This window comes from Kitasatospora sp. NPDC015120 (genome assembly GCF_043080305.1).
GTDB lineage: Bacteria > Actinomycetota > Actinomycetes > Streptomycetales > Streptomycetaceae > Kitasatospora.
In genome coordinates this window covers 268,288-294,162 of sequence record NZ_JBIBVJ010000006.1, presented here as the reverse complement: position 1 = coordinate 294,162, position 25,875 = coordinate 268,288, and the positions used below count along the sequence as shown (strand labels likewise).

Below are 25,875 nucleotides of genomic sequence, written 5' to 3'. Positions count from 1 at the left end.
CGGCCGGAAGAGCAGAGCGCATGAGCCGACCCGAGACCCGCCCCGAAGCCCCCACCGGCGACCGCCCCGGCGACCGCCGCACCGACCCTCCCCTCCTCGAACTGACCGACGTCAGCAAGGTCTACCGGGGCGGCAAACGCGCCGTCGACGGCCTCTCGCTGCGGCTCGGCCCCGGGCTGCTCGGACTGCTCGGACCGAACGGCGCGGGAAAGTCCTCGCTGATGCGGATCGTCGCCACCGTCACCCGGCCGACCGCCGGCCGGCTCACCTACCGGGGGGCCGACGCGCTCGCCCGGCCCGAGCAGCTCCGGCGCGAACTCGGCTTCCTCCCCCAGGACTTCGGCGTCCACCCGAAGCTCACCGCGCGCGAGTTCCTTGCCTACCTGGCCGCCGCCAAGGGGCTGTCCGCCCGCTCCGCCCGGGCCCGGATCGACGAGCTGCTCGCCCTGGTGAACCTGACCGAGGCCCTGCGCCGTCCGCTCGGCGCCTACTCCGGCGGCATGCTGCGCCGGGTCGGCATCGCCCAGGCGCTGCTCGGCGATCCGCACGTCATCGTCGTCGACGAACCGACCGCCGGGCTCGACCCCGAGGAGCGGGTGCGCTTCCGCACCCTGCTGAGCGTGCTCGCCGAGGACCGGGTGGTGCTGCTGTCCACCCACATCGTCTCGGACATCGAGTCGGTGGCCGGGGACATCGCGGTGGTCGCCGACGGGCGGCTGCTGCGCCGGGGCACTCCGGAGGAGCTGCTGCGCGGCCAGGCCGGCCGGGTGTGGGAGGTCCTGGCCGACCCGGGGGCGGTGGCCGCCGTGCAGGCGCGGTACGTGGTCAGCCGGATGGTGCGCACGGGCGACGGCCGCGTGCGGCTGCGGCTGCTCGCCGACGGCCCGCCGGTCCCCGACGCGGCTCCGGTCGCACCGGACCTGGAGGACGCGTACCTCGGCCTGGTCCGGCCCGCCGCCGGGCGCGAGCGCACGGAGGTGCGGCGATGAGCGCGGACACCTTCGCCGCGAGCCGACCGCCGGGCGCTGCGGCGGGCGGCCCGGCCGGCGCCGCGCCCACCCGCGCCGGGGTGCTCGCCCGCCTGCGGCGGCTCGCCCTCGGCGACTTCCGGGACCGGGTCCGCCGCCCCGCCTACGCGGTGACGCTGCTGGCCGCCGTCGGCCTCGGCCTGCTCGCCGTCCCGCCCGCCGACGGACACTGGGCGATCCTCGCGCTCGGCCGCTACCGGGGCGAGTACAACAGCGCGTACACCGGCACCGCGACCGCCCTGGCCGGTGCGCTCTGGCTCACCCTCGGCGGGTTCTACGCCGTCCGCAAGGGGCTCGGGCGCGACGAGGAGACCGGGGTCGGCCTGATCCTGGCCGCGACGCCGCTGCGGAACGTCGAGCTGCTGCTCGCCAAGTTCCTCGGCAATCTGCTGGTCCTCGCCTCGATGCTGGGCGTGCTCGCGCTCACCGCACCGGCCCTGCAACTGGTCCGGGGCGAGGACCGCTCGCTCGACCCGGTCGCGCTGCTGACGCCCTTCCTGGTGCTGACGCTGCCGCTGCTCGCGGCGACGGCCGCGCTGGCGGTCCTGTTCGAGACGGTGCCGCTGCTGCGCGGCGGGCTGGGCAACGTCGTCTGGTTCGCCTGCGCCCCGGCCCTGCTGATCGCCGGCGAACGCCCCGGCGCCCCGTTCGGCGGGCTGGGCCTCGGCCCGGCGGCCGCCTCGCTGGGCGACGCCCTGGCCGCGCGCGGGGTCGGCCTCGGTGGCGACGAGTTCAGCCTCGGCCTGACCAGGGTGGACACCCCGCTGGAGCCGTTCCGGTGGGACGGCGCGGGCCTGGAGGGCGGTTTCGTCGTCCAGCGGCTGCTGCTGGTGCTGCTCGCGGTGGCGCTCGCGGCGCTGCCCGCGCTCTGGTTCACCCGCTTCGACCCGGCGCGCGGGGCCACGTCCGGGCGGCGGGCACCGGCCGGCACCGGCGGGGCGGCGCCGGTCCCCACCGCTTCCCCGGTGCTCCCGCCCGCCCCGCTCGCCACGGCCCCGGCGGGCCCGCGGCCCGGCCTCGGCTCCGGCCCGGGCCGCGGCTCCGGCTCCGGCTTCGGTTTCGGCTTCGGCCGGCTGCTGGCCGGGGAGGCGCGGGTCCTGTGCGCCGACGCCTCGCGCTGGTGGTGGCTCGCCGCCGCCGGCCTGCTCGCGGCCGGTCTCGCCGTCCCGCCGGACACCGGCGCGGGCGCGGTGCTGCCCGCCGCCTGGATCTGGCCGGTCCTGCTCTGGTCCCGTCTCGGCAGCCGCACGGCCGAGTACGGCCTGGAGGCCCTGCTCGGCGCCTACCCCGCCGCCCGCACCCGGCTGCTCGCCGAATGGGCCGCCGGGGTCCTGCTCACCGCCCTGCTCGGCGCGGGCGTCCTGGTCCGCCTGGCGGCGGCCGGCGACACCGCCGGTGCGGCCGCCTGGTCGGCCGGCGCCCTGTTCATCCCCTCGCTGGCCCTCGCCCTCGGCACGCTCTCCCGCAGCCACCGGCTCTTCCAGGCCCTCTACCTCCCGCTGTGGTACCTGGCCGTGAACCAGGTCGCCGCCCTCGACTTCATGGGCACCGTCCGCCGCGACGGCCACCCCGCCGGCCCCTCCCCCGTCCTGGTCGCGGCCCTGGCCCTGGCCCTGCTCGCGGTGACCCTTCTCACCGCCTCCGCCCGCCGTGCTCTGCGCGACTGATCGCCCGGGGCGTGCGTCGGCGGCTTGCCGCCCGGCCTCGACCGGAGCCTCCACCGGCTTCGCAACGTCGTCGAACGCTGCTTCAACAAGGCTGCAATGGCGGGCCTGGCCACCCGCTACGACAAGACCCGCGAGTCCCACCCGGCCACCGTCACCGTCGGGGTGGTCCGAGGCATGGCCGGTCGGCCTGAAGCGCGCGGGCTCAGGCAGCCTGGAGACATCCGAGGGGATCAGGACGTCCATGTCTTCTGTCCCGGCGTGCACCCGTGACCGGCTCCGGCAGGACTTTCACAGTCGAAGACCGTCCCTGCCGCCGCCGACTGCTCGCCCGGCACGGTCCGCCGCCCGGGCGCGAGCGGGAGTCGGCCGGACAGCGCTGAGGCACGCGACAGGCCGGGGCCCGCCGGACGCTCCGGCGGCCCCGGCCAGGGAGGCGAGTCAGAAACAGCGGGGGGAAGCCGTAGCGGATGCTCCGCCGGTGGCGGCCTGGGGGCGCGCACGACGGTGGAGTGGACGGAGGCCGGCAGTCGATGTCCCCCGCCGCGCCCTCCCCGCCTGGATCGCGTGGAGCATCCGGGAGACCGTGCCGTCCCCGGCGGGCCCGCCAACGCGCCGTCGTGCACGGTGGATTGACGCTCCGTCGGCCGAGATCCCGGTCGGCGGCCGGGCGAGCCCTGCGTCGGGGTCAGCCGCGGCGCTTGGGGCGGCCTCGGCGGGGGGAGGTGCCGGAGGCGCCGCGGGAGCGGGCGGTGCCGGTGGTGCGGGCCGGGGACGGCCGGCCGCCCGTGCTCCTGCCCTTGGCGGCGCCGGGCTGCTGCTTCGCCGGGGCGGGGGCGGTCTGACCGCGGCCGCGGGAACTGTTGACCGTGCGGCCGCGGACGATGCCGATGAACTCCTCCACCAGGTCCGTGGTCCGGTCCTCCAGCCAGGACAGCGCCACCCGGGACTGCGGGGCGTCCGCCACCGTCCGGTAGGTGAGGTCGCGGCGGTGGTGCAGACGGGCCAGGGACTGCGGGACGAGGAGCACGCCGACGCCGGCCGCGACCAGTTCGATCGCGTCCGCCGTGGTCGCCGGCCGCTCGATGGCCGGGCGGCCGGGCAGCTGCTCCCACCCGAGGGTGTCGTCGAGCGGGTGGAAGACCACCTCGTCCGCGAGGTCCTCGACGGTGACCTCCTCGGCCGCCGCCAGCCAGTGGTCCTTCGGGAACACGACCACCGTCGTCTCGGTGTACAGCGGAATGGCGCTCAGGCCGGTCCGGTCGACCGGCAGCCGCACCAGGCCCGCGTCCGCGCCGCCCGCGCGCAGCGTCGGCTCGCCGTCGGCGGCTTCCACCGCGACCAGCGCGAGCGGAACGTCCGGCAGCCGTTCCGACCAGACGCGCGCCCACTTGCCGGGGGTCACTCCCGGGACGTACGCCAGCCGGAACGAGGGTGTCACCTGCATCTCTGTCACCCGACCAAGGCTACCGACCGTGACGGGGAGCGTCGGCCGCTCGCTTACCCTGGTGACCATGACATCGCTCAAGCAGAAGACCACGCAGACCATGAAGCCGGCGACGGCGGCGAAGAAGCTCGGGGTCTACCTCGGCGCCACCCCCGCCGACTTCCAGTCGGGCGTGATCTCCCGCCAGGAGCTCACCGCCCTGCAGACCACGCCGCCGCAGTGGCTGCAGGACCTGCGCCGCAACGGCCCGCACCCGCGGTCCGTGGTGGCCTCGCGGCTCGGCGTCTCGGCGTCCGGCCTGGCGCGCGGCGGCATCACGGAGGCGCTCACCACCGAGCAGATCGAGGAGCTGCGCGAGGAGAACCCGGAGTGGCTCCAGCGCGAGCGCACGATCCAGCTGGAGGTCCGCAAGGAGACCGTCCGGGTCAAGGAGAAGCACGAGAAGGAGGAGAAGCGGCGCAAGCAGGCCGCCGCGGCCGAGCGCCAGTCGGCCCGCTGACGCCGACAGGCCTGCTGACCTGCGGGTTCACCGCACGTTCGAATACGTTTCTCCCCCGGTCCCCCGGCGTGTCGCGCCGGGGGGCCGTCGTCTGTCCCGGACGACGGGAGGGAGGCGGGCGCGAGACGGACTCGGCGCGGGCGACGGCCGGGGCCGGCCGGGTGGCGGCGCGGGGCCGGGCGGGTGACCCGCCCGACGTGTCGGCGGCGAAACCGCGCCCCCGGTGTGCGTCGGTGGGAACGCGCCGCTCCCGGGCGGCGCAAGCCCCTGTCTCCGGACCTGAGAGCCGCCCATGCCCCCCACCGCGCACCTGCGCCGCCTGCTCCCCACCGCCGCCTGCACCCTGGCCGCAGCCGTCCTCGCCGCTCCCGCGGCACACGCCGCGCCACCGGGTCGGGGGGGTGGGGCGGGCACCGATCGGGGGGCCGTGATCGACTGGGACCGGGTGGCCGCCTGCGAGAGCAACGGGAACTGGCGCATCAACTCCGGCAACGGCTACTTCGGTGGTCTCCAGTTCGACCAGCCGACCTGGCGGGCGAACGGCGGCCTGGCCTACGCGCCGCGCGCCGACCTCGCCAGCCGCGAGCAGCAGATCGCCGTCGCCGACAACCTCGCGGCACGGCGCGGGCTCAGCCCGTGGCCGGTCTGCGGCACCCGCGCCGCCCGTACCAGCGAGCGGCCGCCGGTGAAGACCCGGCCGGCCGAGAAGAAGGCACCCGTCGAGAAGAAGGCGCCGCCCGGGAAGAAGGCGCCCGTCGAGAAGGAGGACACCACGACCGCCCCCAGCGCGGCACCCGCCGCCGGAACGTCCGCGGAGGCCTCCGCCGCGCCTCCCCCGGCCGACGGGTCCGGCGCCTGGACGGTGCTCCCGGGCGACACCCTGGAGGGCATCGCCGACCGGTTCGGGATCCCCGGCGGCTGGCCGGTGCTGTACGAGCGCAACCGCGCCCTGCTCGGCGAGGACCCGGACCTCATCCAGCCCGGCCAGGACCTGGTCCTGCCGCTCTGAGCCGTCCGAGCCGCTGCCAGCCGCTGCGACGGCGCCCCGGCCCGCCCCGGGCCGCGGCCCCCGTCAGCCCACCGTGGGCTGCCAGGGACCGCGCTCGGGGCGGGCCTCCGTGGTCGAGCCGTCCGGCCAGGGCGGCATGGTGACGGCGACGATCCGCAACGGGCCGGGGCTGTCCTCGTCGGCGCGGAACTGGAACGCCGTCCCCAGCGGCACCGAGACCGACGTCCCCGCGCCCAGCGCGTCCACGCTCTCCCGGCCGGACTGCCGCCGCCAGATCCGCCCGCGACCGGCCGTGACGTACCAGAGCTCCCGCACCGTGGAGTGCGACACCGCCCGGGTCACCGCGCCGGGGGCGAGTTCGAAGACCGCCTGGCTGCCGAGGCCGTCCAGCGCCAGCAGCGGCCGGACGTCGGCGCCGTCCGGGGCCAGGACCACCGGGGCGTCCCCGGCCTGCGCGGTGCGGAACGGTTGCTCGTCCATGCGAACCCGGCCCCTCTCGGCTCCGGCAGGCCCCCACCCGCCCCTCCTCGCGATGGGACCACACCCCCGCCCGTCGCGCCAGGGCGCCGCACGGCACCGCGGGCCGGAGCGGCGTCAGCCGGTGGCCGCCTCCACGGCCCACGGCCGGACGAAGGGCCGGTTGAGGTGCGCGGTGGCGAGCACCGCCCCGCTGCGGCGCGCGTCGTCGAGGAGCTGCTCGCGGCTGCGGCGGGCCGTCGCGGGGTCGGCCTCGTAGCGGTAGCCCACGGCGGGCGAGGCCAGCTGGACGGCGTGGACCAGGACGTCCCCGGTCACCAGCAGCCGGTCTCCGCCGCCCTCGACCAGCACCGACTGGTGGCCCGGCGTGTGCCCGGGGGTCGGCAGCAGGGTGACGGCGCCACCGGGACGGCCCCGCCCGGAGAGCACCGTGCGGCCGTCCACCTCGTCCAGCCGCCCGGCTCCGAGCAGCGGCTCGACGACGTAGGTGCGGGCCGTCCGGGTCGGCCCCAGGGCCGCGACCTCGGCGTGCTGCACCAGGTACCGGGCGTTCGGGAACACCGGCACGCCCTCGGGGGTGACCGACCAGCCGTAGTGGTCCTCGTGCAGATGGGTGAGGACCACCGCCTCGACGTCCGCCGGGGCGATCCCGGCCCGCGCGAGCACGGCGGGCAGCTTGCCGGGGACGGGCGCCCAGCCGGAGGCCGGGCTGCCGACCGGGCCGATGCCGGTGTCGACCAGGGTGACCCGGCCGCCGGGGCGGCGGACGGCGTAGCAGCGGAAGTCCAGCTCCCAGGTGTCGCCCGTGCCGAACGCCGCCGGGTCCAGGCGGCGGGCGCGCTCCCAGTCGGCGGCCGTCGCGCCGGGGAACGCGGCCTGGCGGGTCCCCGGGAAGGGACCGTGCGCGTCGAGCAGGGCCAGCACCTCGTAGCGGCCGAACCGGCGTACGGCGACGGCGGACCCGGTGGGCGGCGCGGCGACGGCGGACCCCGTCGCGACCAGCGGCGGGAGCGCCACCGCGCCGGCGAGGGCGAGCGCCCCGCGCAGCACCCGGCGCCGGCCGGGCGCGGCGGACGACGCGGACGACGCGGACGACGCGGACGGCGCGGACGGCGCGGAAGGGACGGTCGGATCGTTCACCGGGACTCCTCGGGCGGGGCAGTGGACTGCACGGGGGCCGACGGACCGGCCCGGCGCCCCGACCCCCGTCCGGGGCGCCGGCCGCCTCCACTCTCCCGCCTGGTCCGCCCCCGCGGCTTGTCGTTTCTTGCGCGATCCGCTCCCGTGCGGTCCCACGGCTCGCGGAACCACGCGGCTGCCTGCGCGACGGCCCTGCCTCTGCCGGCCCATGCCCCGGAGCCGGCGGTGCTGCACCGTCCCTCGCGGCCCTCGCAGACGTGCCGCGCTCCCCCGGCGCGGACCGGCAGCGGGTACGGCCGTCCGGGCAACTCCCGGAGCCTGCATCCTGGTTGAGCCGGAGGGTGACCGCCGGGAGGGAGCGGGTAGGGTGCGGACATGGCGGTGGAGCGTGCGTGCCTGCTGGACGAGGGCGACCTGTACGTCGCCGATGTGAGCTGCCTGGATCCGCCGCACGGCTGGACGGAGCTGCGGCCGGCGCCGGTGTTCGGGCTGGCGCTGGTGCGGCGCGGGATGTTCCAGGGGCGCGCCGACGGAATCGAACAGGTGCTGGACCCGGCCTGTGTGTACGTCGAACGGATGGGCTGCGAGCAGCAGTTCGCGCATCCACGGGGCGGGGACGTCTACACCGAGGTGCTGCTCTCCGAGCCCCAGGTCGCAGCCCTGCTGGGCGGCGACCCGGAGGTGCCGCAGGGACTGGTGTTCACCACGGCCCGGATGGCGGTGGCCCACCGGCTGCTGACCGCCCGGGCACGCGACGGCGCGGACTCCTTCGAACTGGCCGAACGAACCCTGGCGTTGACGGGTGAGGTGCTGTCGGCACTGGCCCCGGCGGCGCGGGTCGAGAGCGGCAGTCCGGTCCGCGACGCCGCGCGCCGACGGCTGGTGGACGCCGCGCGGGCGGCCCTGGCGGCCGACCTCGGGCTCGGGCTCGACCAGCTGGGGCGGGCGGTCGGCTGTTCGCCGTACCACCTGAGCCGGATCTTCCGGGCCGCGACGGGCGAGGGCATCGCCCGCTACCGCAACCGGCTGCGGGTCGCCCTCGCGCTGGAGCGGCTGACCGAGGGTGAGACACGACTCGCGCTTTTGGCACAGGAGTTGGGCTTCAGCGACCAGGCGCACCTGACCAGGGTGATGCACCGGACCGCCGGCCTGCCGCCCGGCCGGCTGCGCACGCTCCTCGGCCCGGCCGACCGGGGAACGGGCGGGCGGGGAACGGACGACCGGGGAACGGACGGGCGGGCGTAGGCTCGGCAGGGTGTCCCCCGATTCCTCCCCTTCCGCCCCGTCGGCCTCGCTGACCAGCCTGCACGACCGGGTGGTGCTCGCCGACCGGTTCGGCCGCGACCCGGAGCTGCACCTCTTCGAACTCGGTGACCTGGACGAGCCGTTCTGGTCACACACCGCCTGGTACACCGCCTCGGCGGACGGCCCGGTGGAGCTGCTGTACGCGGTCGGGGAGGTGCCGACCCTGCTCGGACTGGCCCGGCCGGAGCGTGCCGGCGAACTGGCCGGACTGCTGCGGGCGATGCGGCCGGTCCTGCCCCGGCGTCTGCTCGCCCACCTCACCGCCGGCGGGGTGGACGCCCTCGCACCGGACTACCGCGCCGAGCACCGGACGGCGATGCTGCGGATGACGCTCACCGACCGCACCGCCCTCGTGCCCCACCTCGGGCGCAGCGCCGGGCTGCTCGGCCCGGCGGACCTGCCGGCCCTGCTCGCCCTGTTCGCCGCCGGGTACCCGGGCAACTGGTTCGACGAACGGATGCTGACCGCGGGCCCGTACGTCGGGATCCGGGACGACGCGGGCCGGCTGGTCGCGACCGCCGGGGTGCACGTCTCCTCGCCGCAACGGCGGGTGGCGGTGATCGGCAATGTCACCACCCACCCGGACGCCCGCGGCCGGGGCCTCGCCGCTGCCTGCACGGCCCGCCTCTGCGAACTCCTCGCGGAGGGCGGTGCCGACCACATCGGCCTCAACGTCCGCGCCGACCACCCCACCGCCCTCGCCCTCTACCGCCGCCTCGGCTTCACCCCCGTCACCCCCTACGACGAGACCGTCCTCACGGCGGCCTGACGCCCCGGCGCGGAGCAGGACGTCGGACCCGCCGACTTTCCCGCGCCGAGGGCGGGCGGGGTCAGCGGGTGAGGGGCCAGGTGAGGGTGGTGGTCAGGCGGGGGCGGAGGGTGGGGTCGAGGACGGCGGGGGTGGGGTCGGTGGCGGTGGCGGTGAGGGTGTGGACGCGGCCGGGCGGGCCCGGGAGGGGGGCGGTGGCCAGGTTGACCGTCGTGCGGCCGCGCCACTGCGGGAGTTCGCGGCCGTCCACCGCCCAGCGGAGGACGGTGCCGGCGACCGGGAGGCCGACCGTGAGGCGGTCGGCGCGGGTGAGCGGGGTGCCGGCCGGGGTGGGGCTGGTGAGCGGGACGGCGTGCCGGTAGAAGCCGGCGATCATCGCCTCGCGCCCGGGCAGGTTGAACTCCCGCCCCAGCGACCGCATGATCGAGTTCTCGGTGGGCCGGTACAGCCCCTTGGGGTAGTAGCCGCCGCCCTCGTAGCTGCCGACCACTCCCCCGTCGGGCGAGGTGCGGCCGAGCCAGCGGTACCACTTGGTGCGGTCGCGGGCCAGCCGGTCGGCGGTGGACATGCTGATGTTGGGCTCGTCCGGCTCGCCCAGTTCGGCCGGGTAGACGTCGTCGCCGTCGTAGAAGTACTCGTCGGCGAGCTTGCCGAGCGAGTGGCCGGTCTCGTGCACGGCGATCTGGCCGGCCCTCGGGTTGCCGCCCGCCACGGTGGCGATGCCGTCGTAGCCGAGCGGGGAGGCGACGTTGTAGCCGGCGCCGCCGTACTTGGCGGTGTTGGCGACGACGAGCACGAGGTCGGCCTGCGGGGCCTTCGCGGCGTAGGTCTCGACGGCCGCGGTGTCGACGCAGAGCAGGCGTTCGATGTCCTCGCACCAGAAGTAGGAGCCGAGGGCGGTGTCGCGGACGGTGGCGCGGTCCGGGTCGCCGGTGATGCCGGACTCGGCGGAGACGGTGGCGACCGCCCAGACGTTGAACAGGCCCCGGTAGGTGGCGTACGGCTCGACGGCGCTCAGCTCCTGCCACTTGGCGAGGGCGTCGGCACGGAACTTCTGCTGCTCGGCGGCGGTGTAGCCGTCGCCGATGACGACCACGTCGACCTTGTCCGCCGGCTCGCCGCCGCGCAGGACCGGCGTGACCTCGCCGTCCCCGGGGGCCGGCGCGAGTCCGGGCCGGCCCCCGGTCAGGTACGGGGAGGCGGCCGGCACGGTGGCCCGGCCGATCGAGCCGTCGTCGCCGAACACCTCGACACCGTGCCGCGGGCCTGCCGGGGAGGCGGCGAAGGCCGGGGCGGCGCCGAGGGCGGCGAGGGCGAGGGCCCCGGTCAGGGCGATCGAACCGAACCTGCGACGGCGCACGGACGTTGCTCCTCTGCGGACGACGGGACGACGGGACGGCGGGACGACGGGACGAGGGGGCCGGAACGGGGCCGGCGGGCCGCCATGGTAGGCACCTGACGCCCCGTCGGCACAACCCCTCAGCCGACGTGCACCCGCGGGCGCCGGGAGCGGTCCGGCTCGGCCTCGCGCAGGACCTCCCTGGTGACCGGCGCGACCTCGCCCTGCCCGAACAGGAAGAACCGCAGGAACTGCGCGAACGGATTGCCCTCGGTCCACTCGAAGTAGATGTGCGGCTGCTGGCCGGTGCGGTCGCGCACGGTGAGGAGCAGCGCGGCGAGCGCGTTGGGGACGCTGGAGCTCTCCAGCGACAGCACCCGGTAGCGGTCGTGCAGGACCTCGCCGTGCACGGTGAGCACCGCCTCGAACTCGGACGGGTCACGGACCGTCACTTCGACGAAGACCAGGTCGTCCTCGGCGGGGATGTCGTTGTCGGCCCGGATCTGGTGCTTCTTCGCCTGGTACTCGGCGAGGTCGCGGCGCTTCGGCTCGTTGGCGATCAGCCGCAGCGGCCGGTGGGTGTAGTCGCGCACGAAGCGCTCGGCGGCCTCGTCGAAGACGATGTCGGTGACCCGCAGTTCGAAGGCGCGCTTGAGGCGGGAGAGGAAGGAGACGAGCATGATGGCGGCGATGAAGCAGGCGCCGATCTTCACGCCGTCGGGGCGTTCGGCGATGTTCAGGGCCGTGGTGTAGAGGAAGACGGCCGCGATGGCCGCGAAGCCGAGGGTCCAGCGGTGCTGGCGGGCGGCGCGGGCCGCGATGGTGACGGCGATGGCGGCGGAGCTGATCAGCACCAGGACGCCGGTGGCGTAGGCGCCGCCCTGGGCGTCCACACTGGCGTCGAAGATCCAGGTGACCAGGAAGGCGATCAGGGTGAGCACGATGACCATCGGCCGGACCGCCTTCGCCCAGTGCGGGGCCATGCCGTAGCGGGGCAGGTAGCGCGGCAGCAGGTTGAGCATGCCGGCCATCGCGGAGGCGCCGGCGAACCAGAGGATGGCGATGGTGGAGAGGTCGTAGACGCTGCCGAAGGTGTTGCCGAGGTACTCGTGGGCCAGGTAGGCGAGCGCCCGGCCGTTGGCCTGGCCGCCCTTCTCGAAGGCCTCCTTCGGGATCAGCAGGGTGGTGATGAGGCTGGTGGTGATCAGGAAGACGCTCATGATCAGGGCGGCGGTGGTGAGCAGTTTGCGGGCGCCGCGGATCCGGCCGGCCGGCTTCTCCTCGGTGTCGTCGGGGTCGCCCTCGATGTGCGGCATGACGGCGACGCCGGTCTCGAAGCCGGAGAGGCCGAGCGCCAGTTTGGGGAAGGTCACCAGGGCGACGCCGACCATCGCGAGGACGTTGCCGTGTTCGGCGGTCAGCGCGTCCGCCCAGTCCCCGACCACGTGCGGGGACCGGAGCACGTGGGAGAAGCCGGTGACGACGACGACCACGTTGAGCGAGAGGTAGATCCCGACCAGAACGACCGCCAGCCCGATCGCCTCGCTGAAGCCCTTGAGGAAGACGCCGCCGAGCAGGGCGATCAGCACCAGGGTGATGGGGACCTGGCGCCCGGTCAGGGCGTCGTGCAGGTGCGGGTTCTCGACCAGGTGGGCGGTGGCGTCGGCGGCGGACAGGGTGATGGTGATCATGAAGTCGGTGGCGGCGAAACCGAGCAGGGCGAGGACGAAGAGCTTGCCCTGCCAGAACGAGAGCAGGCGTTCCAGCATCGCGATCGAGCCCTCGCCGTGCGGGCTCTCCCGGGCGACCCGGCGGTAGACGGGCAGGGCGCCGCAGAGGGTGACGACGACCAGGACGACGGTGGCCACCGGGGAGAGCAGGCCGGCGGCGAGGGCGGCGATGCCGGGCTGGTAGCCGAGGGTGGAGAAGTAGTCGAGGCCGGTCAGGCACATCACCCGCCACCAGGGGCGGCCGCGTTCGGCGGGTGCCTGGGCGTGCGGTCCCGGGTGCTGTTTGGCCATGTCGGAGAGGCCTTCGAGCAGCCAGGACCGGAACCGCCGGCCGTGCCCCGGGGCGCCTTCGCCCGGGCCCTCCGTCGCCGAGGAAGCCACCCTGCACCCCTTGTCCACGGTCCCGAGAGCCGTCCGGCCGACGGCGGGGCGGCAAGGCGACAGGTTATGCCACCGGGCCGCCGACCTGCGGGAACGCCTCGGCGGTGTCCCCTCATCGGGCCAGTGCGGCCGGACACGCGCGAGCCCCCGGAACCGGGCGGTTCCGGGGGCTCACGGATCGGCGGCCGGGAGGGTCAGCGGAAGGTCCGCAGCCGGAGGCTGTTGCCGACCACGAAGACCGAGGAGAAGGCCATCGCCGCGCCCGCGATCATCGGGTTGAGCAGGCCGGCCGCGGCCAGCGGCAGGGCGGCGACGTTGTAGCCGAAGGCCCAGAAGAGGTTGCTCTTGATGGTGCCCAGGGTCCTGCGGGAGAGCCGGATGGCGTCGGCGGCCGCGCGCAGGTCGCCGCGGACCAGGGTGAGGTCGGCGGCCTCGATGGCGGCGTCGGTGCCGGTGCCCATGGCGAGGCCGAGGTCGGCCTGGGCGAGCGCGGCGGCGTCGTTGACGCCGTCGCCGACCATCGCGACGACCTTGCCCTCGCCCTGCAGCCGCTGGACCACCGCGACCTTGTCCTGCGGGAGGACCTCGGCGATCACGTCCTCGGCGGGGATGCCGACCTCGGCGGCGACGGCCTCGGCGACCAACCGGTGGTCACCGGTGAGCAGCACCGGCCGCAGGCCCAGGGCGCGCAGCTCGGCGATCGCCTCGGCGCTGGTGGGCTTGACCGCGTCGGCGACCTCCAGGACGGCCCGCGCGCCGCCGTCCCAGCCGACCGCGACGGCGGTGCGGCCGGCGGCCTCGGCGGCGCGCTTGGCCTCGGCGAGCGCGGCGGGCAGGTGCTGCGACCACTCGGCGAGCAGGGACTCGCGGCCGGCGACCACCGCGTGGCCGTCGACGACTCCCTGGACGCCGAGGCCGGGGACGTTCTCGAAGCCCTCGACGGCGGGCAGGGTGCCGAGCCGCTCGGCGGCGGCGGTGGCGACGGCGGCGGCGATCGGGTGCTCGGAGGCGTGCTCCAGGGCGCCGGCCAGGCGCAGCGCCTCGTCCTCGGTGACGCCCTCGGCGGTGCGCACGGCGAGCAGGGTCATCCGGCCGGTGGTGACGGTGCCGGTCTTGTCGAGGACGACGGTGTCGACGCGGCGGGTGTTCTCCAGCACCTCGGGGCCCTTGATGAGGACGCCGAGCTGGGCGCCGCGGCCGGTGCCGACGAGGAGGGCGGTCGGGGTGGCCAGGCCCAGGGCGCAGGGGCAGGCGATGATCAGCACGGCGACGGCGGCGGTGAAGGCGGCGGTCCAGCCCTCGCCGGTGCCGAGCCAGTAGCCGAGGGTGGCCAGGGCCAGGGTGATGACGATCGGCACGAAGACGGCGGAGATCCGGTCGGCGAGCCGCTGGGCGGCGGCCTTGCCGCTCTGGGCGTCCTCGACGAGCCTGGCCATCCGGGCGAGCTGGGTGTCGGCGCCGACCCTGGCGGCCCGGACGACCAGGCGGCCGCCGGCGTTGACGGTGGCACCGGTGACGGTGTCGCCGGGGCCGACCTCGACGGGCACGGACTCGCCGGTCAGCATCGAGGCGTCGACGGCGGAGGCGCCCTCGACCACCACGCCGTCGGTGGCGATCTTCTCGCCGGGGCGGACCACGAACAGCTCGCCGACGGTCAGGCCGGCCACCGGGACGCGGACCTCGGCGCCGCCGCGCAGCACGGTGACGTCCTTGGCGCCGAGTTGCAGCAGCGCCTTGAGCGCGGCGCCCGCGGTGCGCTTGGAGCGGGCCTCGAAGTAGCGGCCGGCCAGGATGAAGGCGGTGACCCCGGCGGCGGCCTCCAGGTAGATGTTGGACGAGCCGTCGGAGCGGGCGATGGTGAACTCGAAGCCGTGCCGCATGCCGGGCATCCCGGCGTGGCCGAGGAACAGCGCCCACAGGGACCAGAGGAACGCGGCGCCGGTGCCGAGCGAGACCAGGGTGTCCATGGTCGCGGCGCCGTGCCGGGCGTTGGTCCAGGCGGCCTTGTGGAACGGCCAGGCGGCGTAGGTGACGACGGGGGCGGCGAGGGTGAGCGAGAGCCACTGCCAGTTGTCGAACTGGAGGGCGGGGACCATCGCCATGGCGATGACCGGGACGGCCAGGGCGAGCGCGGTGATCAGGCGCTGGCGCAGCGGGGCGAGTTCGTCGGCGGGCTCGGCGCCGTCCTCCGGGCCGGTGGACCCGGCGGCGGGGCGGGGCACGGCGGCGGTGTAGCCGGTGGCCTCGACGGTGGCGATCAGGTCGGCGACCTCGACGGCGCCGGTGACGTTCACCTTGGCCTTCTCGGTGGCGTAGTTGACGGTGGCGGTGACCCCGTCCATGCGGTTGAGCTTCTTCTCGATCCGGGCGGCGCACGAGGCGCAGGTCATGCCGCCGATCTGGAGTTCCACCTCGGTGGAGGCGGGTGCCTGGGTGGTCATTCGGGCTCCTCGTGGGTCGTCGGTGGGGCGGTGGGGCGGGTCGGGATCCGGGGCCCGATACCCCTGGGGGGTTCGGGGAGGCGGCGCCGGCCGGGGGCCGGGCCCCGGACCCGCCGGGCGGTCAGGCCCGGCCGGTGAGCTCGTAGCCGGCGTCGTCGACGGCGGCGCGCAGGGCCGTCTCGTCCAGCTCCGCGGCCGCGGAGACGGTGACCAGGCCGGCCGGGACGTCGACGCGCACGGCGGTGACGCCGGGGAGGGCGGAGACCGCCGCGCCGACGGCCTGCTCGCAGTGGCCGCAGGTCATCCCGGCGACGGCGTAGACGGTGGTGACGGCCGTGGTGGCGGGGTCGACGGTGGCGGTCGAACCGGTGGAGCAGGTGCCGTCGCTGGAGCAGCAGGACATGGGGTCCTCCGTGGGTAGCAGGGTTCCGATACCCAGTGGGGGTATCGGCTCGCGGTGAGTCCATTTATACCCCTGGGGGGTATGCGCCGCAACCCCTCGCCCGAGATCGGTCCTCCTTGACTCCATACCCCCTGGGGGTATCTAATCGGGGCGTCGGAGGACCAGCTCGACGACCCCTGGAGATCCCCATGCCCGGCTACCACCACGAGAAGGACCAGGTGCAGCGCAGGCTGCGCCGGGTCGAGGGCCAGATCCGCGGACTGCAGCGGATGGTCGAGTCGGACAGCTACTGCATCGAAGTGCTCACCCAGATCTCGGCCGTCACCAAGGCGCTCCAGTCGGTCGCGCTCCAGCTGCTGGACGACCACCTCGGCCACTGCGTCCAGGACGCCATCGCCAAGGGCGGTGCGGACGCCGACGCCAAGGTCACCGAGGCCTCGCAGGCGATCGCCCGCCTGATGCGGGCCTGAACCGCCCGCCCCCACCCGCTCACGCCCGCGCACCGAGGAGTCCGCCATGAACACCGCCCTGAAGATCGCCGCCTTCGCCACCGGTGTGACCACCGCCTTCGGCGCCGCGTACGGCGTCGGCCACCTCACCGGCGACGGAACGCCCGCCGCGCGCCCCGCGCATGCCGCGCACACCGGCCGGACCCCGGCCCCCGCCGACACCGGCACGGCGGGAACGCACGCGGCGGCGGACACCGCGGCGGACGCGGCCGACCGCCTTCCCGGCGGCCTGCAGATCTCCGACCGCGGCTACACGCTCGCCCTGGAGAACCCCTTCGTCACCGCCGGCGCCCCGGCCGAGCTGCGGTTCCGCGTCCTCGGTGCCGACGGCCGACCGGTCACCGGCTACCGCCCGGCGCACGAGAAGGAACTGCACCTGATCGTCGCCCCGCGCGACCTCTCCGGCTTCCAGCACCTCCACCCGGTCCGGGCCGCCGACGGCACCTGGAGCGCGACCGCCGCCCTGCCGGCCGCCGGGGAGTACCGGGTGTTCGCCGACTTCACCCCGGCCGACGCCACCGAGGGCCTGACCCTGGGCGCGGACCTGCACGTCGCCGGCGAGCTGCGCCCGGCTCCGCTGCCGCAGACCGGACGGACCGTCACCGTCGACGGCTACACCGTCACCCTGGACGGCGAGCTCGCCCCGGGCCGCGCCGGGCAGCTGACGCTGAACGTCGCCCGGGACGGGCGGCCCGTGACCGACCTCCAGCCGTACCTCGGCGCGGCCGGCCACCTGGTCGCCCTGCGCGCGGGCGACCTCGCCTACCTGCACGTCCACCCCGACGGCCACCTGCCCGAGGGCGCCGCCACGGCCGGCGGGCCGGCGATCGCCTTCACCACCACGGCGCCCAGCGGCGGTGAGTACCGGCTGTTCCTGGACTTCCGGCACGAGGGCACCGTGCACACCGCCGCGTTCACCCTCCCCGTCGGCGGCGCCCCGGCGCCGGCCACCGCGGCGCCCGCCGCCGAACCGCCCGCCACCGCACCCGCCGCCGGTCCCGCCGGTGAGACCGCCACCGCACCGGCCGGGCACGGCGGTGCGGGCCACCAGCACTGAGAGCACCCCCCGACCACGCGAACGGGCCCCGCACCGGAGGAACTCCTCCCGGTGCGGGGCCCGTTCGCGGGTGGCCCGCCGGATCAGCCGAAGTAGCCGAGCGCACCCACCGCGCACAGTCCGCCGGCTCCCATGAACACCGGCATCAGCACCTTCAGCTCCACCCAGCTGCCGGCCCGGAACCGCATCCCCTTCGGCGGGCCCAGCGGGTACCAGCGCTTGCGGCCGATCGGGATCGGCCACAGCACCGGGCAGCCCGAGACGGTCAGCGCGTCGCCCAGGCAGTGCACCAGCGCGCCGAGGGTGATCGGCAGGCCGATCCACAGGTACTCCTGCCCCGGCTGGTCGAACAGCCAGAGCGCGCCGTTGCCCGGCTTGTCCAGCACCCCGGTGATCAGCCAGGTGGAGGCCGCACCGAGCAGCCAGACCAGGACGTCGCTGGAGACCCGGGCCTGGCGCCACAGCAGGCCCTCGATCGCCAGCACCATGTGCACGAAGAGCACCACCAGCACGCCCCACCGGCCGCCCCACACGGTGACGGCCGACGCGCCCGCGCCGCACAGCACCGCCCAGACCCAGGTGTGGGTCAGGGTGCGGTGGCCCCCGGAGCGCCGGGGGTCGTGCCGGCTGCGGGTCGCCTTGTACACGGCGTAGGAGAGATGGTCGATCACCTCGCAGAGGACCCGCGACACCGGGCCGAACGCCCGGGATATGGTCGCCGCCTTGTGGTCGAGGTCCGGCGCCAGCGCGGCGCCCGCGCAGATCAGCGCCCCTGTCAGCAGTACCGGCCAGGGCATCGGTTCGCCCATGGCCTCCGCGATCGCTCCCACGCCCAGCCACGCCGCCGCGCCCGACAGCGAATGCGCCGGTCCCATCATCTTGTCGGCTCCCGCCCTCGTCCTGAAGCGCCCGTCGCGAGGGCTTTCGCGAGGGCCTGACCGGGCGGCAGCATAGCCGCCCATGATCGGAAACATCAGGAGCTGTGAATTCACTCGAATGGCGTAGGGCAATCAGCAGTGAGGGTGAGGCTGCCCCACAGGGGCACTGACGACGCGTCACCCACCGGGACGGTTCAGCCGCCCGGGCGCGTCGCTCCTCCGCCGGCCGCACCGCGCCAGCGCGGCAGGGAGAGCGTGGTGAGCGCGCGCAGCAGCCACTCCACCGGGCCGTACGGGTGCCGGGCCAGCCACCAGCGGCAGAACACGACCTGCGCCGCGAACAGCGCGACACCGATCAGCGCCACCCCGGCCGGCGCCACCCGCCCGACCAGCCCGGCCCCCACGCCGGTGAACACCAGCACGCAGACCAGCGACTGCGTCAGGTAGTTGGTGAGCGTCATCCGCCCGGGCGGCGCCAGCACCGCCACCAGTCGCCGCCCGTGCCGCCCGCCGGCCAGGCGCAGCACGGTCGCCGCGTACGCCGCGGCCAGCGCCGGCGCGGTGATCACGTCCACGCCGAGCGCGAACACCTCGGCGGCCGGGCCGGGGTGGCCGAGCGCCGACCAGGTGTAGACGCCGGCGCCGAGCAGTCCGAGCGGGAAGCCGACGGCCTGGAGCCGGCGCAGCGTCCGGTCGTGGCGGGCGAGGTCGGCCAGGGCCCGGTGCCGGCCGGCCGCCAGGCCGAGCAGGAAGGCCGCGAGGGCCGCCGGGGCCTGGAAGAACACCAGCAGGAGCAGCACGTCCGGCAGCTGGTCGAGGTGTGCCCCGACGACCGCCCCGAACCCGCCGCGCAGGGCCTCGGTGGCGCGCTGCGCGTCGGCCGCGGCGGCGGCCGGGTCCCCGCCGTCGGCGCCGCGCAGGGCCAGGGCGAGCAGTCCGTAGGCGGCGGCGGTGACCGCGAGCAGGGCGAGGGCCGTGCGCACCGCGGTGCGCGGCCGGATCCGGTGCAGCGCGAGCAGGACCAGTCCGAGCGCCGCGTAGGTGGTGAGGATGTCGCCGGGGAAGAGCAGCACGGCGTGCAGCGTCCCGAGCGCGAAGAGGCCGGCCAGGCGCCGCAGGAAGCGCGGGGTGAAGCGGGCGCCGCGCCGTTCGGCGGAGTCGAGCTGGAGGGTGAAGCTGTAGCCGAAGAGGAACGAGAACAGCAGGAAGAACTTCGCCTCGAACAGCAGCGCCACCACGGCCCGCACGGCGGTGTCGAGCGGTGAGCCGAAGCCCGGCTCGTCCACGCCGGTGCCGTGGTAGGCGGAGGCGAGGTAGGTGATGTTGACGGTCAGGATGCCGAACAGCGCGAAGCCGCGCAGGGCGTCGACGTCCGCGAGCCGCTCCGCACCGGCCCCCTCGCGCGGTGCGGCGGCGGTGGCCGCCCCCGTCCGGGTCTGCTCCATGGAACCCCCTCCAAGAACTATTGCAAGGAAAACTCTCGTTCAGAGAATGAACGTTGTATGGTCGACCATGCAAATCCGGAACGCGAGGAGAGGGGCGCACCACCATGGGGAACGAGGACGGGGACGGCGGGCCCGCGCTGCTGCGCGCGGTGCCGGCCGGTGCCGAGGCGCGGGTCGCCGCGCTGTACTGGGAGGCCTTCGGCCGCAAGCTCGGCCCGGCGCTCGACCCGCCCGAGGCCGGTCGCGCCTTCATCGCCGGGCACCTCCACCACGACCGGGGGATCGTCGCGGTACGGGGCGGGGAGGTCGTCGGCGTCGCGGGCTACCGGCTCGGCGGGCGCGGGCTGACCGGCGGCAGCGCCGGTGACGTGCTCGCCGCCTACGGCCCGGTCCGCGGCCTGCCCCGGCTGGCCGTGCTCGCGCTGTTCGAACGCAGGCCCGAGCCGGGAGAACTGGTGATGGACGGCATCGCCGTGGACTCCGGGCAGCGCGGGCAGGGCATCGGCGGACTGCTGCTCACCGAGGTCGCGGCGGTCGCCGCCGAGCACGGCTGCCACCGCATCCGCCTCGACGTCATCGACGTCAACCCGCGCGCCCGCGCCCTCTACGAGCGCCACGGCTTCACGGCCGCCCGCACCGAGCGGACCCCGTACCTGCGGACGCTGCTGGGCTTCGGTGCCGTCACCACCATGCACCGCCCGGTCACCCCGGCGGACGCCCGCGCCCGGCCGCCCGCCGGAGGACTCCGGGAGCGGCCGGGCGCGGGCGGTGGGGGCGTCGCCGCCCCCGGCGGTTGACCGGGGCTCAGCCGAGCTGCGCGCCGTAGACGTGGTCGACCGCGAGGATCATGAGGACCCGCCGGTCGGCGACCATCGCGGCGCGGTACTCGTCCCAGTCCGGGTGCTCACCGGCGGCGCGGCGGTAGTAGTCGACCAGTACCTCCACCTCGGGCCCCGCCGGGTCGTCCGACGGGCCGACCAGGGTGACCGTGCCCTCGGCGGTGGCCCAGGCCCGGCCGTCGGCGCGGGTGACCTCCAGGGCGGCCCGCGGGTCGCGGCGCAGATTGGCGGTCTTGGCGCGGCCCTCCGTCATCGACACGTAGAGCCGCTCGGCGGCCCGGTCGTAGTACGGCATCACGGGCGAGAGCTGGGGCCGCCCGTCGGACTTGATCGTGGCGAGCACGCCGAGGCGGCTCTCGGCGAGCAGGGTACGGGGATCGAAGGTCGTCGTCATGCCGGTCATTCTCCGCCGCCCTCCCCGCCGGAGGGCGCAGGACGGCGGAACTGCTCGACCAGCGCGGCGTAGCTCGCGCCGCCCTGCCCGGCCGCCAGCGCACGGCCCGCCAGGGTCCGGATGAGGTCGGGGAGTTCGGTGCTCACGCCGAGGTCGGCGCTCTGCTCGGCCAGGTGGTCCATCGCGGCCGCGTGGGTCTCCAGGGTGGCGTCGTCGGCCGGGTAGGCGCCGGCGTCGATCTGGCCGGCGTACCCGGCCAGCCAGCCGGCCACCGTCACGGTCGAGCGGGCGGCGAGCGGGGCGAAGGCCGCCGCGTCCACGCCCGCCGCGCCGAGCAGCGCGGCGCCGTGCAGGAAGCCGTTGAGCACGCTCCACATCAGGCCGAGCACGGCGGCGTCGTAGAGCGCGGCCAGGCCGTGGTCCTCCCCCAGGTGGACGGTGGCGTCGGGGGCGAGGACGCGCAGTGCGGGCTCGTGGCGCTCGAAGTCCGCGCGGGCGCCGCCGTACACCACGGCGGCCTCGGGCGTGCCGACGGCCGGCGGCACGGCGAGGATCGCGCCGTCCAGGTACCCGCCGCCCGCGGCGGCCACCCGGGCGGCGTTCTCCCGGGCCTGCGCGGCGGTACCGGAGGTCAGGTCGACCAGGACCCGCCCGGCGAGCGGGCCGGGGCCGGCGGCGTCGAGGCGGTCGAGCAGGCCGCGGACGGCGGCGTGGTCCGCCACGCAGACCACCACCAGCCCGGCGGCGGCCACCGCCTCCTCCGGCGAGGCGGCGGCGCGGGCTCCCGCCGCGACGGCGGCGGCGGCCTTCGAGGGGGTGCGGTTCCACACCGTGGTGGGATGGCCCGCGCGCAGGAACGCCCCGGCCAGGGCCCGTCCCATCAGGCCGAGGCCGAGGACGGCGACGGGGGTGTCCTTCGCCGGTGCGTTGCGGGATCCGTTCTGGTCGTCGGTCATGGCGCCATCCTGGACCCTCACACCAATGGGAAGGTCAAGCGGCGAAGATGACGACGGATCAGCGCTTGAGGTAGGCGAGCACGGCGAGCACCCGGCGGTTGTCGTCGGCGGAGGCCTCGATGCGGAGCTTGGCGAAGATGCTCGCGGTGTGCTTGGCGACGGCGCTCTCGCCGATGTGCAGGGTGTTCATGATCGCGGCGTTGGAGCGGCCCTCGGCCATCAGCCGCAGCACCTCGTGCTCGCGCGCGGTCAGCTCGGCGGTGGTGCCCCGGGCGTCGCTGCGGGCCAGCAGCTTCGCGATGACCTGCGGGTCCATCACCGTGCCGCCGGCCGCGACGCTGCGCACCGCGTCCACGAACTGGGCGGTGTGGGTGACCCGGTCCTTCAGCAGGTAGCCGATCGCGCCCTCGCCGCCGGCCAGCAGCTCCTGGGCGTAGAGCTGGTCGACGTACTGGGAGAGGATCAGCACCGGCAGGGCGGGGCGCGCCCGGCGTGCCTCCAGCGCGGCGCGCAGTCCCTCGTCGGTGAAGCTCGGCGGCAGCCGGATGTCGACCACGGCGACGTCCGGCCGCTGCTCGCGCAGGGCGCGCAGCAGGGCCGGTCCGTTGTCGACGGCGGCCACCACCTCGCAGCCGTGTTCCCGGAGCGTGCGGATCAGGCCGTCCCGGAGGAGGAAGAGGTCCTCGGCGAGGACGACGCGCAGGGGGTCCGGGAGGGGACCGGGGAGGGGATCTCGGAGCGGATCTCGCACGGTATCTCCAGGGTCACGGTGGTCGGGCCGCCCGGCGGGCTGTGCAGGGCGAGGGTTCCGTCGACGGTACGCAGCCTGCGTGCCACGCCGCGCAGGCCGGTGCCGCCCTCCGGTCGGGCGCCGCCGCGGCCGTCGTCCACGACGACGGCGCGCAGGGTGGCGTCCGCGTGCGCCAGACGGACCGTCACCTCGCGGCCGCCCGAGTGCTTGGCCGCGTTGGCGAGCAGCTCGGCGACGGTGAAGTAGGCGGCGGTCTCGACCGGCACCGGCAGGCGCCCCGGCAGCTCGGCCGTGACGTGCACGTCGAGGAAGCTGTCCAGCGCGAGGGAGCGGACGGCGTCGCCGAGGCCGCGGTCGGTGAGGATCGGCGGGTGGATGCCGTGGACCAGGTCGCGCAGGTCCTGCAGCGCCCGCGCCGACCCGGCCCGCACCTCGCGCAGCAGGGCGCGGGCACCGGCCGGGTCGGAGTCCAGCAGCCGGGTGGCCTCGTCCAGCGCCATGCCGACGGCGACCAGCCGGGCCTGCGCGCCGTCGTGGAGGTCCCGTTCGATGCGCCGCAGTTCGTCCGCCCGCGCGTCCAGCGCCTCGGCCCTGGTGTCCGTCAGGTGCTCGATCCGGCGCACCAGTTCGGTGGTGTACGGCGCGGAGAGCGCCCGGCGGCTCCAGCCGGCGTGCAGGTCCAGCGCGGCGGGCGCCAGCCGCAGGCCCGCCCCGGCGAACAGCAGGCCGAGCACGGCGGCGGCCAGCATCGAGGCGGTGGAGTCCACGAGCACGAAGGCGTACCAGTTGTCCGGGCCGAGCCACGGCCAGACGAAGGGCTGGACGACGGCGCCGAACAGCCCGAACGCGACGAGCCACAGCGGCACCGCGACCAGCAGCCCGCCGGTCCACGGCTCCAGCCACGACCACCTGAGGTCCCGCCAGAAGCCGTCGTCGCCGAGGATGCGCACGGCCCGCCGGCTCCGCGGGCCGTCCGCGGGCGGCAGCGGCTCGGGCGGGCTGATCCCGGTCCCCGTCCAGCGCTCCGTCCAGGCCCGGCCCCGGTCGGACGCCCGGCGCAGCGCCTGCGCCGCGCCGGGCAGCAGCGGCCGGCCCACCCCGACCGGGAGCAGCACCAGCGCCCCCACCACCAGCGCGCCGACCGCGCTCACCGCGAGGGAGTGCAGCGACAGCAGCTGACAGCGGGCCAGCGCGCGCAGCTGTGCACGCGCCGTGTTCTCCGCCTCCGCGCCGTCCTGCCCCGTCGCCATGCCCGCCCGTCGCTCCGTCACCTCAGCGCGCCCCGTGCCGCGCCGCCGGGATCCTATCCGGCCCGGCCACCGGCTCCTGCCGGTACGCCCCTTCCCGGTACGCCACGGCCGGCTGCGTCCCGTCCGGACGCGTCCCGTCCGGCTGCGTCCCGTCCGGCTGCGTCCCGTCCTGCTGCGTCGTGTCCGGGCGCGCCCCGCTCCGCCGGCGGGACCGCAGCGCCCACGCCACCGCCGCCACCAGGCAGGCACCGCCGAACAGCACCATGGGCGGCACGGCGCCGTCCTCCTCGTCCATCGTCAGCAGCATCCCCAGGTTGACCAGGGTGTGGAAGCCGCCCGAGAGCAGCAGCCGGTCGGCCCGCACGCCGTCCAGGGCGAGCCCGAGGACGACCGACATCGCCACCGCGGCCAGCAGGAACCCGGCCGCGTACGCGGGCCGCCGGGCGAACACCTGCACGTGCCACCCGCCCCAGAGCAGTCCCACCGCGACCGAGGCGGCGACCGGCCCGAAGCGGGTGCGCAGCAGCGGCTGGAGGAAGCACCGCCAGCCGATCTCCTCCCCGCAGGCCCCGAGCAGCTGCGCCAGGACGATCAGCGTGAACGGGTGGGCGAGGGAGCGGGGATCGGTGAGCCGGGCGTCGCCGTCGAGCAGCGCGTAGGCACCGGCGGCCAGGGCGATGATCAGCGGCGCGGTGAGCAGCAGCGCCGGCCCGGTGCGGCCCGGGCCCGCCCACGCGGTGTCCTTCCGGGCGCCGCTCGCGCCGGTGCCGGCCCCGGCCAGCCGCGCCCGGATCCGCTCCGGCCACACCAGGGCGGCCACCAGCACCCCGGCGGCCGGGCCGAACTGGGTGAGCTGGAGGACCTCGTCCGGGATCCCGGTCGCCGGCTGGAGTGCGCCCAGGGCTCCGGCGGCGGGGAAGGCGACGGCGAGGAACACCGCCGCCTCCGCCTTCCACGCCGGCCGCCGTCCCCGGCGCTCCCCCTTCTCCAGGCCCGTCTCTGTCCGCATGTCGTCCGCCTCCGGTCCGCTCGATCGCGTGCTTCCTTCGGCATCGACTCTTCCGTCCCGCAGGCCCCGGGCCATTGCGGGTAGCTGCCCAGGAGGGGTACAGCCAGCTGTACCCCCCAGCGGCTCCAGGAGCGCACCGGGTCCGTGGTTCAGAGGTCGAGGAGTTCGACGGTGACGGCGGCGGTGTCGCCCGGTTCCAGGCCCTCGGCCGTGCGGACGGCGCGTTTGACGGGCAGCACGTAGCAGCCGCGGGTGCTGTCGGGGAAGATCGACGTCTGCCAGGCGCTGTCGCCGAGGGTGACCCGCACGCGCAGCGAACCGAAGCCGCGGCGCGGGCCGGCGGCCACGTCGCGGATCTCCTCGGAGGCCTCGACGGGCAGGCTGACGAAGGTCCAGCTGTCGGCTCGCCGGGCGTCCCAGATCCAGAGCTCGGCCTCAAAATCGAACACCACGGGCCCAGCATCGCACGCGGCACCGACAGACCGGCCGCTCACACGTCCGTGACCGGTCATTCCCGCCGGCGGGCCGGTCCTCCTCCGGGAACCGGCCCGGCGCGGCGTCAGCGGACCACGTCGAAGACCTGCTTCTGCAGACCGTTGGAGTAGACCGCGTGCTCGACCAGCGCCAGCTTCTGGGCGTCCTTGTCGGCGGTGCTGAACAGGCGCTTCCCGGCGCCGAGCAGCAGCGGGTAGACGAGCAGGTGGTAGCGGTCGATCAGGCCGGCGTCGGAGAGCGCCCGGTTGAGGGACGCGCTGCCGTGGACGATGACCGGGCCGCCCTCGGTCTCCTTCAGCGCGGCGACCTCGTCGAGCGAGCGCAGGATGCTGGTCTCGCCCCAGTTCGCCACCAGGTCGTCCTCGGTGAGGGTGGTGGAGACGACGTACTTCGGCAGTTCCTTGTAGCGGGCGAACTCCGCCATGTCCGGCCAGACCGGGCTGAAGGCCTGGTAGCTGACCCGGCCCAGCAGCATCGCGGTGGCCTCCTCCTGCTCCCGGCCCTTGATCTCGTAGGCCTCCGGGACGAACTCGATGTCCTTGAAGGTCCAGCCGGAGTTGCGGTAGCCGGGTTCGCCGCCGGGGGCCTCGACGACGCCGTCGAGGGAGACGAAAGCGGTGCTGATCAGGGTGCGCATGATGGTTCCTCGGTGAGCGGTGA

The 25,875-nt window shown here is 75.7% G+C and carries 25 protein-coding genes; 9 read left to right on the top strand and 16 right to left on the bottom strand.

The window, feature by feature from the left end; all coding sequences use genetic code 11:
* Positions 1–20: 20 nt before the first annotated feature.
* Both ACF1AK_RS17780 and ACF1AK_RS17775 read left to right on the top strand, forming a co-directional pair.
* Positions 21–989 carry an ATP-binding cassette domain-containing protein gene (locus ACF1AK_RS17780; RefSeq protein ID WP_391499690.1) on the top strand — a complete coding sequence of 323 codons (969 nt, stop codon included), beginning with the start codon at positions 21–23 and terminating at the stop codon, positions 987–989.
* Positions 986–2,695, top strand: a complete 1,710-nt coding sequence (locus ACF1AK_RS17775) for a hypothetical protein (protein ID WP_391499689.1) — start codon at positions 986–988, stop codon at positions 2,693–2,695. The genes ACF1AK_RS17780 and ACF1AK_RS17775 overlap by 4 nt, the downstream gene beginning before the upstream one ends.
* A gap of 685 nt (positions 2,696–3,380) precedes the next feature.
* Here ACF1AK_RS17775 and ACF1AK_RS17770 read toward each other — a convergent pair.
* Entirely contained in the window at positions 3,381–4,148 is a 768-nt protein-coding gene (locus ACF1AK_RS17770) for a LysR family substrate-binding domain-containing protein (protein ID WP_391499688.1), read from the bottom strand.
* A 58-nt stretch (positions 4,149–4,206) separates the two neighbouring features.
* On the opposite strand from ACF1AK_RS17770, the gene ACF1AK_RS17765 reads away from it, so the two are divergent.
* Positions 4,207–4,638: a DUF5997 family protein gene (locus ACF1AK_RS17765; RefSeq protein ID WP_391499687.1), complete on the top strand. Its 432-nt coding sequence runs from the start codon at positions 4,207–4,209 to the stop codon at positions 4,636–4,638.
* 427 nt (positions 4,639–5,065) lie between these two features.
* Positions 5,066–5,647 carry a transglycosylase family protein gene (locus ACF1AK_RS17760; protein WP_391499686.1) on the top strand — a complete coding sequence of 194 codons (582 nt, stop codon included), beginning with the start codon at positions 5,066–5,068 and terminating at the stop codon, positions 5,645–5,647.
* A gap of 63 nt (positions 5,648–5,710) precedes the next feature.
* Here the strand turns inward: ACF1AK_RS17760 and ACF1AK_RS17755 are convergent, their stop codons facing one another.
* Together ACF1AK_RS17755 and ACF1AK_RS17750 are read right to left on the bottom strand one after the other, a co-directional pair.
* Positions 5,711–6,127 (bottom strand): cupin domain-containing protein, encoded by a 417-nt coding sequence (locus tag ACF1AK_RS17755; protein WP_391499685.1) that lies wholly within the window; start codon positions 6,125–6,127, stop codon positions 5,711–5,713.
* A 114-nt stretch (positions 6,128–6,241) separates the two neighbouring features.
* A complete protein-coding gene (locus tag ACF1AK_RS17750) occupies positions 6,242–7,264 on the bottom strand; it encodes an MBL fold metallo-hydrolase (protein WP_391499684.1) in 1,023 nt (340 codons plus the stop codon).
* Between the two features lie 375 nt (positions 7,265–7,639).
* On the opposite strand from ACF1AK_RS17750, the gene ACF1AK_RS17745 reads away from it, so the two are divergent.
* Together ACF1AK_RS17745 and ACF1AK_RS17740 are read left to right on the top strand one after the other, a co-directional pair.
* Positions 7,640–8,509, top strand: a complete 870-nt coding sequence (locus ACF1AK_RS17745; protein ID WP_391499683.1) for a helix-turn-helix domain-containing protein — start codon at positions 7,640–7,642, stop codon at positions 8,507–8,509.
* 10 nt (positions 8,510–8,519) lie between these two features.
* Positions 8,520–9,338, top strand: coding sequence for a GNAT family N-acetyltransferase (locus ACF1AK_RS17740; protein WP_391499682.1), 819 nt, complete (start codon positions 8,520–8,522; stop codon positions 9,336–9,338).
* Positions 9,339–9,399: 61 nt separating this feature from the next.
* On the opposite strand, the gene ACF1AK_RS17735 is transcribed toward ACF1AK_RS17740, so the two are convergent.
* From ACF1AK_RS17735 to ACF1AK_RS17720, 4 genes are all read right to left on the bottom strand, one after another.
* On the bottom strand, positions 9,400–10,698 hold the full coding sequence (locus ACF1AK_RS17735) for a M64 family metallopeptidase (RefSeq protein WP_391499681.1): 1,299 nt from the start codon (positions 10,696–10,698) through the stop codon (positions 9,400–9,402).
* A 119-nt stretch (positions 10,699–10,817) separates the two neighbouring features.
* Entirely contained in the window at positions 10,818–12,698 is a 1,881-nt protein-coding gene (locus ACF1AK_RS17730) for an amino acid transporter (RefSeq protein WP_391499680.1), read from the bottom strand.
* A gap of 284 nt (positions 12,699–12,982) precedes the next feature.
* Entirely contained in the window at positions 12,983–15,229 is a 2,247-nt protein-coding gene (locus ACF1AK_RS17725; RefSeq protein WP_391499679.1) for a heavy metal translocating P-type ATPase, read from the bottom strand.
* A gap of 121 nt (positions 15,230–15,350) precedes the next feature.
* Complete coding sequence (locus ACF1AK_RS17720; protein ID WP_391499678.1) at positions 15,351–15,632, bottom strand: heavy-metal-associated domain-containing protein; 282 nt, start codon at positions 15,630–15,632, stop codon at positions 15,351–15,353.
* A gap of 188 nt (positions 15,633–15,820) precedes the next feature.
* Here ACF1AK_RS17720 and ACF1AK_RS17715 point away from each other — a divergent pair, with 188 nt between their 5' ends.
* Both ACF1AK_RS17715 and ACF1AK_RS17710 read left to right on the top strand, forming a co-directional pair.
* A complete protein-coding gene (locus tag ACF1AK_RS17715; protein WP_391499677.1) occupies positions 15,821–16,102 on the top strand; it encodes a metal-sensitive transcriptional regulator in 282 nt (93 codons plus the stop codon).
* A 46-nt stretch (positions 16,103–16,148) separates the two neighbouring features.
* Positions 16,149–17,198, top strand: a complete 1,050-nt coding sequence (locus ACF1AK_RS17710) for a hypothetical protein (protein WP_391499676.1) — start codon at positions 16,149–16,151, stop codon at positions 17,196–17,198.
* Between the two features lie 83 nt (positions 17,199–17,281).
* Here ACF1AK_RS17710 and ACF1AK_RS17705 read toward each other — a convergent pair whose 3' ends face one another.
* Both ACF1AK_RS17705 and ACF1AK_RS17700 read right to left on the bottom strand, forming a co-directional pair.
* A complete protein-coding gene (locus ACF1AK_RS17705) occupies positions 17,282–18,076 on the bottom strand; it encodes a metal-dependent hydrolase (protein WP_391499675.1) in 795 nt (264 codons plus the stop codon).
* A gap of 194 nt (positions 18,077–18,270) precedes the next feature.
* Positions 18,271–19,521, bottom strand: coding sequence for a DUF418 domain-containing protein (locus ACF1AK_RS17700; protein WP_391499674.1), 1,251 nt, complete (start codon positions 19,519–19,521; stop codon positions 18,271–18,273).
* A gap of 104 nt (positions 19,522–19,625) precedes the next feature.
* On the opposite strand from ACF1AK_RS17700, the gene ACF1AK_RS17695 reads away from it, so the two are divergent.
* Positions 19,626–20,318 carry a GNAT family N-acetyltransferase gene (locus ACF1AK_RS17695; protein ID WP_391499673.1) on the top strand — a complete coding sequence of 231 codons (693 nt, stop codon included), beginning with the start codon at positions 19,626–19,628 and terminating at the stop codon, positions 20,316–20,318.
* 7 nt (positions 20,319–20,325) lie between these two features.
* On the opposite strand, the gene ACF1AK_RS17690 is transcribed toward ACF1AK_RS17695, so the two are convergent.
* From ACF1AK_RS17690 to ACF1AK_RS17660, 7 genes are all read right to left on the bottom strand, one after another.
* Entirely contained in the window at positions 20,326–20,754 is a 429-nt protein-coding gene (locus ACF1AK_RS17690) for a PPOX class F420-dependent oxidoreductase (protein WP_391499672.1), read from the bottom strand.
* A 5-nt stretch (positions 20,755–20,759) separates the two neighbouring features.
* Positions 20,760–21,710 (bottom strand): NAD(P)-dependent oxidoreductase, encoded by a 951-nt coding sequence (locus ACF1AK_RS17685; RefSeq protein WP_391499671.1) that lies wholly within the window; start codon positions 21,708–21,710, stop codon positions 20,760–20,762.
* A gap of 58 nt (positions 21,711–21,768) precedes the next feature.
* Positions 21,769–22,413 carry a response regulator gene (locus ACF1AK_RS17680; RefSeq protein ID WP_391499778.1) on the bottom strand — a complete coding sequence of 215 codons (645 nt, stop codon included), beginning with the start codon at positions 22,411–22,413 and terminating at the stop codon, positions 21,769–21,771.
* On the bottom strand, positions 22,365–23,711 hold the full coding sequence (locus ACF1AK_RS17675) for a sensor histidine kinase (protein WP_391499670.1): 1,347 nt from the start codon (positions 23,709–23,711) through the stop codon (positions 22,365–22,367). Before ACF1AK_RS17675 ends, ACF1AK_RS17680 begins: the two co-directional genes overlap by 49 nt.
* A gap of 22 nt (positions 23,712–23,733) precedes the next feature.
* Positions 23,734–24,720, bottom strand: a complete 987-nt coding sequence (locus ACF1AK_RS17670) for a CPBP family intramembrane glutamic endopeptidase (RefSeq protein ID WP_391499669.1) — start codon at positions 24,718–24,720, stop codon at positions 23,734–23,736.
* A gap of 149 nt (positions 24,721–24,869) precedes the next feature.
* A complete protein-coding gene (locus ACF1AK_RS17665; protein WP_391499668.1) occupies positions 24,870–25,172 on the bottom strand; it encodes a DUF1905 domain-containing protein in 303 nt (100 codons plus the stop codon).
* A 107-nt stretch (positions 25,173–25,279) separates the two neighbouring features.
* Positions 25,280–25,852, bottom strand: coding sequence for a dihydrofolate reductase family protein (locus ACF1AK_RS17660; protein WP_391499667.1), 573 nt, complete (start codon positions 25,850–25,852; stop codon positions 25,280–25,282).
* Positions 25,853–25,875: the final 23 nt, after the last annotated feature.

What these genes read in the sequence shown, in the direction of transcription:
- ACF1AK_RS17755 (WP_391499685.1), bottom strand. Translation starts at nt 6,127, where the DNA reads ATGGACGAGCAACCGTTCCGCACCGCGCAGGCCGGGGACGCCCCGGTG.
- ACF1AK_RS17725 (WP_391499679.1), bottom strand. Translation starts at nt 15,229, where the DNA reads ATGACCACCCAGGCACCCGCCTCCACCGAGGTGGAACTCCAGATCGGC.
- ACF1AK_RS17675 (WP_391499670.1), bottom strand. Translation starts at nt 23,711, where the DNA reads ATGGCGACGGGGCAGGACGGCGCGGAGGCGGAGAACACGGCGCGTGCA.
- ACF1AK_RS17730 (WP_391499680.1), bottom strand. Translation starts at nt 12,698, where the DNA reads ATGGCCAAACAGCACCCGGGACCGCACGCCCAGGCACCCGCCGAACGC.
- ACF1AK_RS17660 (WP_391499667.1), bottom strand. Translation starts at nt 25,852, where the DNA reads ATGCGCACCCTGATCAGCACCGCTTTCGTCTCCCTCGACGGCGTCGTC.
- ACF1AK_RS17695 (WP_391499673.1), top strand. Translation starts at nt 19,626, where the DNA reads ATGGGGAACGAGGACGGGGACGGCGGGCCCGCGCTGCTGCGCGCGGTG.
- ACF1AK_RS17670 (WP_391499669.1), bottom strand. Translation starts at nt 24,720, where the DNA reads ATGCGGACAGAGACGGGCCTGGAGAAGGGGGAGCGCCGGGGACGGCGG.
- ACF1AK_RS17765 (WP_391499687.1), top strand. Translation starts at nt 4,207, where the DNA reads ATGACATCGCTCAAGCAGAAGACCACGCAGACCATGAAGCCGGCGACG.
- ACF1AK_RS17700 (WP_391499674.1), bottom strand. Translation starts at nt 19,521, where the DNA reads ATGGAGCAGACCCGGACGGGGGCGGCCACCGCCGCCGCACCGCGCGAG.
- ACF1AK_RS17715 (WP_391499677.1), top strand. Translation starts at nt 15,821, where the DNA reads ATGCCCGGCTACCACCACGAGAAGGACCAGGTGCAGCGCAGGCTGCGC.
- ACF1AK_RS17775 (WP_391499689.1), top strand. Translation starts at nt 986, where the DNA reads ATGAGCGCGGACACCTTCGCCGCGAGCCGACCGCCGGGCGCTGCGGCG.
- ACF1AK_RS17720 (WP_391499678.1), bottom strand. Translation starts at nt 15,632, where the DNA reads ATGTCCTGCTGCTCCAGCGACGGCACCTGCTCCACCGGTTCGACCGCC.
- ACF1AK_RS17690 (WP_391499672.1), bottom strand. Translation starts at nt 20,754, where the DNA reads ATGACGACGACCTTCGATCCCCGTACCCTGCTCGCCGAGAGCCGCCTC.
- ACF1AK_RS17745 (WP_391499683.1), top strand. Translation starts at nt 7,640, where the DNA reads ATGGCGGTGGAGCGTGCGTGCCTGCTGGACGAGGGCGACCTGTACGTC.
- ACF1AK_RS17705 (WP_391499675.1), bottom strand. Translation starts at nt 18,076, where the DNA reads ATGATGGGACCGGCGCATTCGCTGTCGGGCGCGGCGGCGTGGCTGGGC.
- ACF1AK_RS17685 (WP_391499671.1), bottom strand. Translation starts at nt 21,710, where the DNA reads ATGACCGACGACCAGAACGGATCCCGCAACGCACCGGCGAAGGACACC.
- ACF1AK_RS17780 (WP_391499690.1), top strand. Translation starts at nt 21, where the DNA reads ATGAGCCGACCCGAGACCCGCCCCGAAGCCCCCACCGGCGACCGCCCC.
- ACF1AK_RS17710 (WP_391499676.1), top strand. Translation starts at nt 16,149, where the DNA reads ATGAACACCGCCCTGAAGATCGCCGCCTTCGCCACCGGTGTGACCACC.